At 38.0% G+C, this 13825-nt stretch carries 15 protein-coding genes; 9 read left to right on the top strand and 6 right to left on the bottom strand.

Features of this window, described 5'->3' with window-relative positions; translation table 11 throughout:
* Positions 1-9: 9 nt before the first annotated feature.
* From WCP78_RS03170 to WCP78_RS03155, 4 genes are all read right to left on the bottom strand, one after another.
* Positions 10-246 carry an acyl carrier protein gene (locus tag WCP78_RS03170; RefSeq protein ID WP_317993046.1) on the bottom strand — a complete coding sequence of 79 codons (237 nt, stop codon included), beginning with the start codon at positions 244-246 and terminating at the stop codon, positions 10-12.
* A 258-nt stretch (positions 247-504) separates the two neighbouring features.
* The gene (fabG, locus tag WCP78_RS03165; protein ID WP_336279040.1) at positions 505-1242 is read right to left on the bottom strand and encodes a 3-oxoacyl-[acyl-carrier-protein] reductase; all 738 of its coding nucleotides are present in this window, start codon (positions 1240-1242) and stop codon (positions 505-507) included.
* 18 nt (positions 1243-1260) lie between these two features.
* Positions 1261-2205: an ACP S-malonyltransferase gene (fabD, locus tag WCP78_RS03160; protein WP_336279039.1), complete on the bottom strand. Its 945-nt coding sequence runs from the start codon at positions 2203-2205 to the stop codon at positions 1261-1263.
* Between the two features lie 71 nt (positions 2206-2276).
* Positions 2277-2864, bottom strand: coding sequence for an undecaprenyl-diphosphatase (locus WCP78_RS03155; protein WP_336279038.1), 588 nt, complete (start codon positions 2862-2864; stop codon positions 2277-2279).
* A gap of 358 nt (positions 2865-3222) precedes the next feature.
* Between WCP78_RS03155 and rpsF the strand changes: the two genes are divergently transcribed.
* The 9 genes from rpsF (at position 3223) to WCP78_RS03110 (ending at position 12131) form a co-directional block, all read left to right on the top strand.
* Positions 3223-3630, top strand: a complete 408-nt coding sequence (rpsF, locus tag WCP78_RS03150) for a 30S ribosomal protein S6 (RefSeq protein WP_336279037.1) — start codon at positions 3223-3225, stop codon at positions 3628-3630.
* The gene (rpsR, locus tag WCP78_RS03145; protein WP_336279132.1) at positions 3630-3878 is read left to right on the top strand and encodes a 30S ribosomal protein S18; all 249 of its coding nucleotides are present in this window, start codon (positions 3630-3632) and stop codon (positions 3876-3878) included. The genes rpsF and rpsR overlap by 1 nt, the downstream gene beginning before the upstream one ends.
* 149 nt (positions 3879-4027) lie before the next feature.
* Entirely contained in the window at positions 4028-5008 is a 981-nt protein-coding gene (locus WCP78_RS03140) for a hypothetical protein (RefSeq protein WP_336279036.1), read from the top strand.
* A 25-nt stretch (positions 5009-5033) separates the two neighbouring features.
* Positions 5034-5630: a 50S ribosomal protein L9 gene (gene rplI, locus WCP78_RS03135; protein WP_336279035.1), complete on the top strand. Its 597-nt coding sequence runs from the start codon at positions 5034-5036 to the stop codon at positions 5628-5630.
* A gap of 553 nt (positions 5631-6183) precedes the next feature.
* Positions 6184-7701 carry a replicative DNA helicase gene (locus tag WCP78_RS03130; RefSeq protein WP_336279034.1) on the top strand — a complete coding sequence of 506 codons (1518 nt, stop codon included), beginning with the start codon at positions 6184-6186 and terminating at the stop codon, positions 7699-7701.
* Between the two features lie 6 nt (positions 7702-7707).
* On the top strand, positions 7708-9084 hold the full coding sequence (radA, locus tag WCP78_RS03125; RefSeq protein WP_336279033.1) for a DNA repair protein RadA: 1377 nt from the start codon (positions 7708-7710) through the stop codon (positions 9082-9084).
* A gap of 147 nt (positions 9085-9231) precedes the next feature.
* Positions 9232-9813, top strand: a complete 582-nt coding sequence (locus WCP78_RS03120) for a CvpA family protein (protein ID WP_336279032.1) — start codon at positions 9232-9234, stop codon at positions 9811-9813.
* Between the two features lie 78 nt (positions 9814-9891).
* Positions 9892-11382: an amidophosphoribosyltransferase gene (gene purF, locus WCP78_RS03115; protein WP_336279031.1), complete on the top strand. Its 1491-nt coding sequence runs from the start codon at positions 9892-9894 to the stop codon at positions 11380-11382.
* Positions 11383-11384: 2 nt separating this feature from the next.
* Positions 11385-12131, top strand: a complete 747-nt coding sequence (locus WCP78_RS03110; RefSeq protein WP_442895296.1) for an SDR family NAD(P)-dependent oxidoreductase — start codon at positions 11385-11387, stop codon at positions 12129-12131.
* Positions 12132-12214: 83 nt separating this feature from the next.
* Here WCP78_RS03110 and pssA read toward each other — a convergent pair whose 3' ends face one another.
* Together pssA and WCP78_RS03100 are read right to left on the bottom strand one after the other, a co-directional pair.
* Positions 12215-13054, bottom strand: coding sequence for a CDP-diacylglycerol--serine O-phosphatidyltransferase (gene pssA, locus WCP78_RS03105; protein WP_336279130.1), 840 nt, complete (start codon positions 13052-13054; stop codon positions 12215-12217).
* A gap of 8 nt (positions 13055-13062) precedes the next feature.
* On the bottom strand, positions 13063-13761 hold the full coding sequence (locus WCP78_RS03100; protein ID WP_336279030.1) for a phosphatidylserine decarboxylase: 699 nt from the start codon (positions 13759-13761) through the stop codon (positions 13063-13065).
* Between the last annotated feature and the right edge of the window lie 64 nt (positions 13762-13825).

The following is a 13825-nucleotide window of genomic DNA, read 5'->3' as shown; positions in this document are numbered from 1 at the left end:
TTTCCTTAATCATGCGGAAGCTTTATCAATAAACTTGACTGCATCACCAACTGTGAAAATTGTTTCAGCAGCTTCATCTGGGATTTCCACACCAAATTCTTCTTCAAAAGCCATAACGAGCTCAACCGTATCAAGGCTATCAGCTCCTAGATCATCAATAAAGCTTGCATTTTCCACTACCTTATCCGCATCAACTCCAAGATGCTCCACGATAATCTTTTTAACGCGCTCTTCTGTATCACTCATGTTGAAATCCTCAAAATTTTACATTATCTTTCTATAATTGGTTATCTATATCGGGTCACCTAATCAAGCGATAGATGCATTGCTTTTAAAAAATCCAGTGGTAATTAGAAACATCCTGTGGATATCCTCTACAAAATGAATTAGCCTGATATTCTGACATAATTAAACTACCAATAAAAAAACAGACGCACCCTTTCATTTTATTCGTTATTACTAAAATAATACGAACTATAAATCAATGTAGAATAAAGCAAATACTTAAATCATTGCCATACCGCCATTGATATGCACTGTTTGGCCAGTCACATATGCAGCTTCATCACTCGCTAAATAAACAGCAGCAAAAGCTATATCTTGCCCCATTCCCATACGTTTCATTGGAATTGCTGCCATAATGCTTTCTTTTTGCTTTTCATTAAGTTTGTCGGTCATTGCAGATTTAATAAATCCTGGAGCAATACAATTGACAGTAATATTTCGTGATGCAATTTCTTGTGCCAATGCCTTAGAAAAACCTATTAAACCAGCTTTTGAAGCACAATAATTTGTCTGCCCATGATTGCCAACAACACCCACAATAGATGTTATATTAATAATCCGCCCATAGCGACGCCGCATCATAAATTGTGCCAGTCCACGTGTCAAAAGGGCAGTAGCAGTCAGGTTAATTGCTAATACATCATCCCAATCTTTATCTTGCATACGCACCAAAAGACCATCTCGCGTGATTCCAGCATTGTTCACGAGGATATCGACACCGCCCATTTCTTCTTCCGCTGTTTCAGCCAACTGCTTAATGGATTCGTGCTCAGAAAGATTAGCAGGAAAAACAAAAACGTTTTGCCCTAACTCTGTTGCTATTTGTTTTAATTTATCTTCATGCGTTCCATGGAGCCCAACAATTGCTCCTTGCGCATGGAAGCAACGCGCAATTTCCTGACCAATTCCTCCCGATGCTCCTGTCACAAGAACTTTACGACCTGTTAATTTAAACATTTTTAAACTCCTTACAGATTAAATGCCGAGTATTTGTAATGCCCCTTCTATCTCCTCAGCCGTACTAATTGTTAATCCCTTGATATTTTTATTAATACGACGAGCTAAACCTGTTAACACTTTTCCAGAACCAACTTCAAAAAGCGTATCAACTCCATTGGCACTGACCCACTCTATTGTTTCACGCCACCTAACTCTTCCTGTTACTTGCTGAACAAGAAGCATAGCAATACGCTCTGGATCACTTTCTGGTGTAACAGAAACATTTGCCACCAAAGGAACAGTAGGAGCCATCTTCTTAACAGACAAAAGAGCATCCTTCATGACATCAGCAGCAGGCTGCATTAAAGACGAATGAAAAGGTGCAGAAACTGGAAGAAGAAGAGCACGTTTAGCACCTTTTTCTGATGCAATCTGTACTGCTGCATCCACTGCTTTTTTTTCACCTGAAACAACAATTTGCCCGCCACCATTATCATTCGCGATTTGGCATAACCCATCTTTCAAAACAGCTTCACAAATTTCTTCAACGTCTTGTTCATCTAAACCAATAAGTGCGGCCATAGCTCCTTCACCAACGGCAACAGCATTCTGCATAGCATTTCCACGAATCCGCAAAAGCCTTGCAGTATCAGCAAGACTAAATGTGCCAGCAGCACAAAGAGCCGAATATTCTCCTAAAGAATGACCTGCAACAAACTTTACCTTTGATTCTAAATTAAGACCTAAATTTTCCATTACACGAATGATCGCCATGGATACAGCCATTAATGCTGGTTGCGCATTTGCAGTTAATGTCAAAATATCCCCTGGTCCTTCAAAAATAACATCTGATAATTTTTCATTTAAAGCATCATCTACTTCCTCAAAAACCATACGCGCTACAATAAATTGCTCCGCAAGCATTTTGCCCATGCCAGCTAATTGACTCCCCTGCCCTGGGAATGTAAACGCTGCAACCATCAATCATCTCCTAAATTGTTTATTTAATCATGTGCTTTTTTATTCATAAGCACGAATCAAGACAAAGTAGCTTATTTAGAACGGATATCTATTTTGAAATTATATCTCAATGGCGGGATTTGATACAAAAACTTTGGAAAATACGGTGCTATAAACCGGATAACTCCCCAACTTATAAAAACTCCTAAAACCACACCAGCTAAAATATCAAACGGATAATGCACACCTACAAAAATACGAGCCCAACAAATTAAACACAAAAATACCACTGCAAATTTAGAGGCAACTTTATATCGATATAAATAAAGGTTTGCCATATAGGAGGCAATAGTCAAAGCATGATTACTAGGAAAAGAAGCTGTTGCACGATGCCTAATTAACGGTGATGTCAAGCCCACAACAAATGGGCGTGGATGAAAATAAACAAGAGAAATAAGATAGCCTACGAAAAGAGCTGCACAAATACTTACGCAAATGCTCAACACTACGCGTCGTTCCATATTTTCTCCACAAAACCACAACACACAAAGATGTATAGGAATGCTGTAAATCAAAAATTTTGCACAAAAGATACCAAAAGGAACTAAAATTGACCATGATTGATGATTACTAGAGAGCACTTCAAAAAGCGCAACATCAATCTTGTTTAAAAAACTCATTCTTATCTCCTTAATCTCACAGTTACATCATCATTCTCTGGAGAAATCGTACAACGCATAAAAATACATCAGAATTCAATAAATCATATTTAAAATCACATTTTTTATAAGGGTAAACTTGCTATTTTAAAAGATAAGCTGTAAGTATCAAATGTTCGTTACCGGTGTTTTGGCTGGGGGTTGAACGGAGGACTGAAAAATAATCAGTAGGAAGTACAATGCTTCCGGCCTCCCGTGTCTCCGCTCTCGAATGTCTCGAATCGCAAAAGCATCCTTTCTTCTTTGGATCACCAAAAAGACAAGTTGCAGAGGCTTTGCGCTGAACTCGGTAAAGTTTAATTTGAAGAAAGGAAAAATAATGGCTCTTTATGAACATATGTTCCTTGCTCGACAAGATATTGCACCGCAGCAAGTTGATGAAATTGTGAGTGTTTACAAGGGTGTTATTGAAGCGCATGGTGGAAAAGTTGGGCGTGTAGAAAATTGGGGTCTTCGCTCCCTCGCTTATCGTATTCGCAAAAATCGTAAAGCTTATTATGTATTAATGAATATTGACGCACCAGCAGCAGCAATTTTCGAGGTTGAACGCCAAATGCGTATTAATGAAGATATTTTGCGTTATATGACTATTCGTGTAGAAAAGCATGAGAAAGAAAAGTCTGCTATGCTTTCACGTATTGATCGCAATAATCATATTGGTCAAGATGAAGAGCGGTCTCGTTATTCGCGTCAGCAACGTGAAAATGTCGTAAAAGGAGTAGAATGATGACTGAGATTAATCAAACTGCAGTGCGTCGCCCTTTTCATCGTCGCCGTAAGATATGTCCTTTTTCCGGTGCAAATGCTCCAAAGATCGATTATAAAGATGTCAAATTATTACAGCGTTATATTTCAGAACGCGGAAAAATTGTTCCTTCACGGATTACAGCTATCAGCCAGAAGAAACAACGCGAATTAGCTAATGCTATTAAACGTGCTCGTTTTCTTGGCTTGCTCCCATATGTTGTAAAATAAACTATGAAGTACATTGAGCAACGAAAGTATCTTTTTAGCTATTTTTCTCTGGTAGTTCAAAAGTATATTGGTTAGTTGTATATATGTTCTAAGATATTAGAGTTGGGGCATTACAGTGCCCCTAACTGCAGTAAGCAGGACAGCGGCGGATGGAAAATTTTAATGCTTATAAGATAATGGCCGGTATTTTAGCGGGGCTGTTTGTTGTTGTTATCAGCATGGCAATCGTTAGCATTGCAAATATTGCGCCTTATTTCTCTTTCCTTCTTGGTTGCTTTCTTTCACTACCAATCTTTATTGTTGCATTTTGTTACGGAACTTTAGCCAGCATTATTGCCTTAATAAGTGCCACTCTTGTTCTTGTCATAACTACTAATGCTTATTTTGGTTTTGGCTTTATGTTACTGCTTTTTCTCCCCGCAGTCTATGCCTCTTGGCTTCTGGGGTTGGCAAGACCTGCACAAAAAGAAAATTCATTGATATGGTATCCGTTATCATCGGTTATTTTTCATTTAACCAACTTTATCGCTCTTATATCAAGCCTTATCGGACTCTATATTCAGACTCGCCCATCCACGCCTGTAATTGCAAAAAAAATCGTTGCAAACATAGTACAAGCGATGCAACAATCTCAGTCTATAAAAGAAGTTGATATACTTGCCTTTAGCGAACTTTTAATGATGCACACCGCGACTTTAACGGCTATTGCGCTGACTGTTTATAGTTTAATTTTTCTCATTGGTAATCTTTATTTTTCTACGATAACAGCACAACATATAAAATGGCTGAAAAGACCCCGTGATGATTGGAGATGCTCTTTCCATCTCCCAATTTATGGGCTTATTATTTTTATCATTGTTTGTATAGCATCAATGATTGAATTGGGGTTTGCCCTTAATTTAGGGGTGCGAGTTTTTACCACCGCATATACTGTTGTAATATCAATCAGCGGATTAGCATATCTCCATAACATTACAAAAGGGGTAAGTGGGCGGATCATTATACTTTCTCTTGTATATATTGCTATTTTAACAGTTATTTTTGCTCCACCTATTACTTTCATGATGCTGTTAATGGGGATTTGGGCAACTATTCAATCTAAATTTCAATCACCTAACAAACTTCGCTAAATTCATTTATTCGAAAGGAAAAACTATGGATGTTATTCTACTTGAGCGCATTCCCCGTCTTGGTCAGATGGGTGATATTGTCTCAGTTAAAGATGGTTATGCACGCAACTTTCTTTTACCTCAGGGGAAAGCTTTACGCGCCAATGAAATTAATAAAAAACATTTTGAAACACAGCGTGTACAACTCGAAACTCGTAATCTTGAACGTAAAAATGAAGCACAAAAAATTGCTGAAAAACTTGATGGTAAATCATTTATTGTCGTCCGTTCAGCTGGTGAAACGGGACAACTTTATGGATCTGTATCAACACGCGATATTTCTGAAATTATAACAGCTGAAGGCTTTTCTATTGGACGCAATCAAGTTGAGTTAAATCAGCCCGTAAAAACTATCGGTCTCCACGCTATCACTATTCGTCTCCACCCTGAAGTTCAAATTTTTGTTACAATCAACGTTGCACGCTCAGCCAGTGAGGCACAACGTCAAGAAGAAGGTGAAACTCTTACATCGGCTGAAGCAATATATGATATTCATGATGACTCTTCAACCAAGAATCAAGAAGAACTATTTTCAGAAAAAACAACTGACAAAGATGCAAACGTCGTTAATGAAGATTCCTAATTGCTGTTTTTTTTGTCTGTTTTCGATTTTTTATTTTTTCGTCTAACATATTAGCAATATATCAAAAATACTCAGCTCACAGAGTTGAGTATTTTATGTGCCCACAATCCAAGAACTGAATTTTGTAGAAAAATTGGTACTTCTTGTACCTATAAAACATTATAAAAAATGGTGAAATTTTTTAATATATTACTTCCTCAAAGAAGAAAAAAGAATCGCTCATAATCCTAAAATTAAGAAGAATAGATTTTTACATACTATAATTTTTATATTCCCACATCAAATATGATTTAGATTATAAAAAACCTTATTAGCGCTAATATTGAAATTTTGAAATCACGTAGTACCAAGATATAATATGTGCTCTTAAAGACTTAAATGCAACTTTCAAAAATCACTCTATAAAATGTAAAGGAATATGTTACATATAGACAGTAGACATATTATCAAATGAGTGGTTGGATACAAAATCCTGAAAAATTAAAACTGTAATTTTAATTTCAAACAAAGATTTCTAATCCTATCCTTTTAAAATAATGGTGGAAAAACTGTTATGGAAGAAACAAGCGTTATCAATTTCAGCTCTTCACAAAAAGAAGATCCCCCTTCTTTTCAACAGCTTCCACATAATATTGAAGCTGAACAAGCATTGCTTGGTGCAATTCTCATTAACAATGATGCACTTGATCTTGTTTCGGATTTTTTGAAACCAGTGCATTTTTTTGAACCATTACATCAAAAAATCTACGATATTTTGTCGCAAATTATTGAAAAAGGAAGGCTTGCAAATCCGGTCACTATAAAGCCTTTCATTCCAGCTGAAGAAAAAATTGGGGATATCACCGTATTTAATTATGTTATTCGTTTAGCCAAAGAAGCGATAACAATCATTAATGCTGAAGATTATGGACGGGTCATCTACGATCTTTTTATCCGACGATCTCTGATTAATCTTGGCAACCAAGTGGTAAATACAGCCTTTGATGTTTCTACAGAACTTACCACAGCTCAACAAATTGAAACTATTGAACATCACTTGTTTGAATTGGCAGAAAAAGGAAAATACGGTGGTGGATTTGAGAATTTTGATGAAGCTATCAAAAAAGCCGTTGACATGGCAGGTTCTGCAAAAAAACGTTCTTCACGATTATCAGGAATAGCCACCCACATTAAAACTCTTGATGAACAAATGGGAGGATTACAGCCATCTGACTTGATCATCTTAGCTGGACGACCTGGCATGGGGAAAACCTCACTTGCTACCAACATTGCCTTTAATATTGCCAATGCTTATAATCGTAGTACAAAAGCCAACGATTCTTCACAAACAAACGAAGGAGGCATCGTTGGTTTTTTTTCTCTTGAAATGTCATCAGAACAACTTGCAACGCGTATTATTTCTGAACAAATAGAACTTTCTTCTGCTGATATTCGACGCGGTAATATTTCGGATGAACAATTTTCAAAAATAATCCGTGCAATGCATCGCTTACAAAAAGCACCTCTTTATATTGATCAAACAGGAGGGATATCAATCGGGCAATTGGCGGCACGCGCACGGCGTTTGAAAAGACAACATGGTTTAGATGTATTGATTATTGACTATATACAGTTAATGACAAGTAAATCGAAGCGTTCATATGAAAACCGTGTTCAAGAAATTACAGAAATTACTACAGGTCTCAAAGCATTAGCTAAAGAACTCAATATTCCCATTATTGCTCTCTCACAGCTTTCACGCCAAGTTGAAAATAGGACAGATAAACGACCACAACTTTCAGATTTAAGGGAATCTGGTTCCATTGAGCAAGATGCTGATGTTGTTCTTTTCGTGTATCGTGAAGCATATTACTTCAAAAATGAAGAACCTAAAATAGGAATTACCGAACATGAAAAAACAAAACACGAAGCATGGCAAGATCAAATGGATCTCCTTGAGCGACAAGCTGAAATTATTATTGCAAAACAACGTCATGGGCCAACTGGATTAATTAAGCTTGCTTTTCAGCCTGATTTCACGCGTTTCAGCGATTTAGCAGACAGTAAATACCTTCCAGAACAAATTGGTTAAATCACTATGGCACGTATACGTATTCAATTTATCTGCCAAAATTGCGGTACTGTTCATTCACGATGGGCTGGAAAATGTAACTCTTGTGGAGAATGGAATTCCCTTATAGAGGAAGATACAAATAATGGTATAGGCAGTGGGCCTGTACAAAATGCTCGTAAAGGATGTGTAATCACTCTTACATCCCTTTCTAAAGGTGTTGAAGATGTTCCACGCATCCAATCTGGTATTGCTGAGCTTGATCGTGTTACTGGAGGTGGCTTTGTTCGTGGATCAGTATTGCTTGTTGGTGGCGATCCAGGTATTGGTAAATCAACATTGCTAACGCAAGCAGCAGCCGCTTTATCTCGCAGTGGACACCATGTCATTTATGTTTCAGGTGAAGAAGCCATTGCTCAAATCTGCTTACGTGCACAAAGGCTTGGTGCAGCAAATACAGAAGTTAAACTTGCAGCTGAAACAAATGTCGAAAATATTCTTGCAACTTTAAGCGAGCATAAAAAACTTGATATGGTTATTATTGATTCAATTCAAACCCTATGGTCAGATGCGGCAGATTCAGCACCTGGTACCGTCACACAAGTGCGCATTAGCGCTCAAGCAATGATCCGATTTGCAAAAAAAACAGGAGCGGCTGTAGCTCTTGTCGGCCATGTTACAAAAGATGGACAAATCGCTGGGCCTCGAGTTGTCGAACATATGGTTGACGGTGTTTTTTATTTTGAGGGTGAAGGTGCTCACCATTACAGAATCCTTAGAACTGTAAAAAATCGCTTCGGTCCAACTAATGAAATTGGTGTTTTTGAAATGTCTGACAAAGGATTACGTGAAGTTGTCAATCCATCAGAACTTTTTTTGGGTGAACGCAATGAAAAAGCGCCTGGAGCTGCTGTCTTTGCAGGAATGGAAGGAACACGTCCAATATTAGTAGAAATTCAAGCGCTTGTTTCTCCTTCATCACTTGGAACACCACGGCGCGCTGTTGTTGGGTGGGATGGAAATCGTCTTTCAATGATTCTAGCTGTCTTAGAAGCTCATTGCGGCGTTCGCTTTGTGCAACATGATGTCTACCTTAATGTTGCGGGTGGATATCGCATATCAGAACCAGCAGCAGATTTAGCCGTTGCAGCAGCTTTGGTTTCTTCTCTCGCAAACATCCCTCTACCAACTGATTATGTATATTTTGGGGAAATAGGTCTTTCAGGATCTATTCGCACCGTTGCTCATTCAGGACAGCGTATCTATGAAGCACAAAAGCTTGGCTTTCAAGGATCTGTTCAACCTACAGCAACAACTACAATGGAAAAATTACCAGCTTTTCAACAAAAAACATTTTCTCACCTTGCTGAACTCGTTGCCTCTATTGCTGCAAATAAAAAATAACCCTGCGCCTATGCGCGTGATAGTACTGAAAAAACTCTACAAACTACAAAATATCCTTGCTATAAGATTAGAAAATAGCATAACCGGAATATATTTGTATGCTAACTGCTCAAATAAAACGCAATTTTAGGTATAAGGAATAAACAAATGACTGTAACAATCCTTGATGGAATTGTCGTAGCGATCGTCCTGTTGTCTGCTTTTCTTGCTATGCTCCGAGGATTTTCACGCGAAGTGTTATCGCTAATTTCTTGGGCAGTTGCAGCTGTTGCCACGTTATTTTTATTTAAACCCGTATTACCCTTCTTTGAACAATATCTATCTAATAAAACGATTGCATTAATCGCAACACTGTCTACAATTTTCGTTATTATTCTGATTATTACTTCTATTATTACAGTAAAAATCTCCGATTTTATCATTGATAGCCGAATTGGTATACTTGACCGCACTATCGGTTTTATTTTTGGAGCGCTACGTGGCTTATTAATTATGGTTATTGGCATGTTGCTCATTAATGCACTCATTAAACCTGAACAACAAGCTGATTGGCTGAAAAATGCAAAAACAAAATCCATTTTAGATTCGTTGGGCACACAAGTTTGGAATATACTTCCCAAAGATCTCGACTATATCCTCGAACAAGCAGAGAAACTTTTTAAAAGAAATAGTGTAAGCATAAATGATAAACACTTTCATGAAAATATATCTCTGCAGAACAAAAAATAGTTTATTTTAGGACAAAAGTTCAAATAATTGTACAATAATGATATTAACCGTTCGCTACATCATGACAGAAAGAATATAATGACAGAAATCAACATTCCCTCTCATGAATTTTCATTGGATGACGATACTCTTCATGAAGAATGTGGGGTTTTTGGGATTCTTGGGCATGAAGATGCAGCAACGTTAACAGCTCTTGGGCTTCATGCACTTCAACATCGTGGACAAGAAGCAGCTGGAATCGTCTCCTATCATAATAAAATATTTCATCAAGAAAAACATCTTGGTCTTGTTGGTGATCACTATACAAACCCCTCAACACTCGCTCGTTTACCTGGCAATCTCGCTATTGGGCATACCCGTTATTCTACAACTGGAGAAGTAGCGTTACGTAATGTACAGCCTCTTTTTGCTGAGCTAAAAGCTGGAGGTATCGCTATTGCTCATAATGGTAATCTTACAAATGGTCTTACATTACGTCGCCAACTTATTGCCTCTGGTGCTATTTGTCAGTCAACATCAGACTCTGAAGTTTTTCTTCATCTTATTGCCCGCTCACGTTATGAATCGTCATCTGATCGCTTTGTTGATGCCATTCGACAAGTAGAGGGTGGATATGCCATGCTGGCGTTAACGCGCACCAAACTTATTGCTGCACGTGACCCGACAGGGATTAGGCCTCTCGTAATGGGTGAGTTGGATGGCAAACCAATCTTTTGTTCAGAAACCTGTGCACTCGACATCATCGGAGCTAAATATATTCGCGATATTAAAAATGGAGAAATCATTATATGTGAAATACAAAAAAATGGGGAAATCACTAAAAAAGTGATAAAATCAGAGATAGAAAAACCAGAAAAAATTTGTATTTTTGAGTATGTTTACTTTGCTCGTCCTGATTCAATCGTTGGGGGGCGTAGTGTTTACACGGTACGTAAAAATATGGGAATCCATTTAGCACGGGAAGCACCCTGTGATGGTGATGTTGTGGTTCCTGTTCCTGATGGTGGAACACCCGCAGCGATTGGCTACGCACAAGAAATTGGAATTCCTTTTGAACTTGGGATTATTCGTAATCACTATGTCGGCCGTACTTTTATTGAACCAACACAACAAATTCGTGCTTTTGGAGTTAAATTAAAGCATTCTGCAAATCGCCCAATTATCGAAGGGAAACGCGTTATTCTGATTGATGATTCTATTGTACGTGGAACAACGTCCGTCAAAATTGTCCAAATGCTCCGAGAGGCAGGGGCAAAAGAAGTTCATATGCGTATTGCTAGCCCTATGATTTTTTATCCTGATTTCTATGGTATTGATACACCTAAAATGGAAAGTCTTTTAGCTAATCAATATCCAGACTTAAAATCTATGTGCAATTTTGTAGGAGCAGATTCATTAGAGTTTCTTTCAACAGATGGTTTATATCTTGCTGTAGCAGGTGAAAAACGGAATAATGCAGACCCACAATTTACTGACCATTATTTTACTGGACACTACCCTACGCATCTGGTTGATCAAGAAAGCATCCCGAGAATTAGTCAATCATCTGTTCTTAAAACAAGAGATTAATATTGATAAAAGATTTTAGTCTTCATAACCGTGTTGCTCTGGTTACAGGTGCTTCAAGAGGAATTGGCTATTATTTAGCCTTAGAGCTTGCAGCGCGTGGTGCTCACGTTATTGCCCTTGCAAGAACAGTCAGTGCATTAACTGAACTTAATAATCAAATCCAAGCAATAGGTGCTTCTGCAACGCTCGCCCCACTCGACTTACACAACATGGAAGGTATTGATACTCTTGGTATTTCTATTGCTGAACGCTGGAAAAAACTCGATATCATAGTTGCAAATGCAGGAATCCTTGGATCACTCTCACCAATAACTCACATTGAAAATACGGCTTTTGAAGATATTTTTCAAATAAATCTTATCAGCCAATGGCGCTTAATGAAAATAGTTGAGCCGTTATTGCGTCAGTCTGATGCTGGACGAGCTGTTTTTTTGTCCTCAAGCGTTGCCCATATTGCACGTGCTTTCTGGGGACCTTATGCAGCCTCTAAAGCTGCTTTAGAAATTATTGCTCGCTGCTGGGCAGAAGAACTAAAACACACTCATATAAAAGTTAATTGTGTCAACCCAGGTGCAACACGTACTGCCATGCGTGCACAAGCCGCACCTGATGAAGACCCTCAAACCCTGCCCTCACCGCAAGAAGTTGCAGCAAAGATAGTCCACTTATTATCACCTGATCTAAATGAAACAGGGAAGCTCTTTAATGTCCGAAAAAATCGGTTTACAGATTATCACGCACCCGACTAATTTACAGCTGTAATAATCGCTGTTCTAAATTATTTCTAAACCTTTATCCTTCTTTATATTTGTACAAGAAAAATATAAAGACTTTATGATTCTTGGATAGCTTTCACATTTGTCTTTTCTTCTTCCAAAGCAGCTCGTTTATTATATGCTAAAACACTACAGGGTAGAAAAATCATATAGCCAATAGCCGTGATTAATAAAGTATACCATGTATAAGTTGCGAGAAAACCTACATAAATCACAATGATCAACATGCAGGGTATAACGATATCCCGCCTCAGATTTTGATCAATAGTTTTTGCATTCCATACTGGCAAGCGACTGACCAAAAGAAAAGCAATAACCACAGTATAAAGACTAAAAAATAGCGCCCACCTCCAACTTGGTATCAAACCAAGAGCTCCCAGATAGACAGGAAATAAAAGTAATAATGCCCCTGCTGGCGCAGGAACTCCGACAAAATAATTGCCCTGCCATTTTGGTATATCAATATTATCCAACATCACATTAAAACGCGCTAGCCTCAAACAACAAGCAACACAATAAACAAGTGCTGCAATCCAACCAACATGGTGAACCTGAGTCAAAATAAATGAATACACAATAAATGCAGGAGCAACGCCAAAATTTACAACATCAGCAAGAGAATCCATCTGCGCTCCAAAAGATGAACTTCCATCCATTAAACGAGCAATACGACCATCAGCACCATCTAAAATGGCTGCCAACAATACCATTAAAATAGCAGCTTCATAGCGATGTTCAAAAGCCAAACGGATACTGCTCATCCCTGCACAAATAGCCAAAATGGTAATAATATTGGGAATAACATACCGCATTGATGTAGATGAACGCCATCGATTTGCAATATCATCATGATGTCCTTCAGGATTAAATGAAGAAAATGGCGAAAAATTTTTCATCATCCACCTTAATCAAATCTGAAATTAATTGCAGCGCTCTTATCGTCAAAAGATCCTAAAACAGTTTCTCCAGCAATTGCCGTCTGGCCAACTGCAACACGCAGATTAACTTCGATTGGTATATAAAGATCAAGCCGAGAACCAAAACGAATCAACCCAAAGCGTTGTCCAGTAATCACAGAATCATTTTCTTTTGACCAACAGACAATCCGACGAGCAATCATTCCTGCTATTTGTACCATAGCAATTTTACCATGTTCGCTGTTAATAACCACGCCATTCCGCTCATTAAACTGACTGGTTTTATCAAGCTCTACATTAGCAAACTTACCCGGATGATAAACAACAGACTCTACTGTACCACCTATAGGAATACGGTTTATATGACAAGAAAAAACATCCATAAATATAGAGATACGGATCATTTCTTCATTACCCAATCCTAACTCTTCAGGTGGAACGGATGATCCAACAAATGAGATACGCCCATCAGCAGGAGACATAACCCAATTTGAATTAAGAGGGATTACACGATCTGGATCACGAAAAAAGTATATACACCAAACCGTTAAAACAAGACCGAACCAAAACAAGGGACCCCATACCCAACCAAGAATAAGAGAAACGACAAAGAACAATACAATAAAAGGGTAACCTTCTTTATGAACTGGCACAACACTATTATGGATAGATTGTAGAATACTCATATAATTTCCTATTCACAGATATAAACTAACAAGTAATAAATTTTTGTTTTTCCCTCTCCCTTTA

This window comes from Bartonella occidentalis, from assembly GCF_037070875.1.
Lineage (GTDB): Bacteria > Pseudomonadota > Alphaproteobacteria > Rhizobiales > Rhizobiaceae > Bartonella.
This window is presented reverse-complemented; position numbering and strand designations above follow the sequence as displayed.

Bases quoted from the DNA above. Each gene is read 5' to 3' on its own strand.
- fabG (WP_336279040.1), bottom strand. From the start codon at position 1,242: ATGTTTAAATTAACAGGTCGTAAAGTTCTTGTGACAGGAGCATCGGGA.
- WCP78_RS03155 (WP_336279038.1), bottom strand. From the start codon at position 2,864: ATGAGTTTTTTAAACAAGATTGATGTTGCGCTTTTTGAAGTGCTCTCT.
- WCP78_RS03140 (WP_336279036.1), top strand. From the start codon at position 4,028: ATGGAAAATTTTAATGCTTATAAGATAATGGCCGGTATTTTAGCGGGG.
- rpsF (WP_336279037.1), top strand. From the start codon at position 3,223: ATGGCTCTTTATGAACATATGTTCCTTGCTCGACAAGATATTGCACCG.
- rpsR (WP_336279132.1), top strand. From the start codon at position 3,630: ATGACTGAGATTAATCAAACTGCAGTGCGTCGCCCTTTTCATCGTCGC.
- rplI (WP_336279035.1), top strand. From the start codon at position 5,034: ATGGATGTTATTCTACTTGAGCGCATTCCCCGTCTTGGTCAGATGGGT.
- purF (WP_336279031.1), top strand. From the start codon at position 9,892: ATGACAGAAATCAACATTCCCTCTCATGAATTTTCATTGGATGACGAT.
- fabD (WP_336279039.1), bottom strand. From the start codon at position 2,205: ATGGTTGCAGCGTTTACATTCCCAGGGCAGGGGAGTCAATTAGCTGGC.
- WCP78_RS03120 (WP_336279032.1), top strand. From the start codon at position 9,232: ATGACTGTAACAATCCTTGATGGAATTGTCGTAGCGATCGTCCTGTTG.
- WCP78_RS03100 (WP_336279030.1), bottom strand. From the start codon at position 13,761: ATGAGTATTCTACAATCTATCCATAATAGTGTTGTGCCAGTTCATAAA.
- WCP78_RS03130 (WP_336279034.1), top strand. From the start codon at position 6,184: ATGGAAGAAACAAGCGTTATCAATTTCAGCTCTTCACAAAAAGAAGAT.
- pssA (WP_336279130.1), bottom strand. From the start codon at position 13,054: ATGAAAAATTTTTCGCCATTTTCTTCATTTAATCCTGAAGGACATCAT.
- WCP78_RS03170 (WP_317993046.1), bottom strand. From the start codon at position 246: ATGAGTGATACAGAAGAGCGCGTTAAAAAGATTATCGTGGAGCATCTT.
- radA (WP_336279033.1), top strand. From the start codon at position 7,708: ATGGCACGTATACGTATTCAATTTATCTGCCAAAATTGCGGTACTGTT.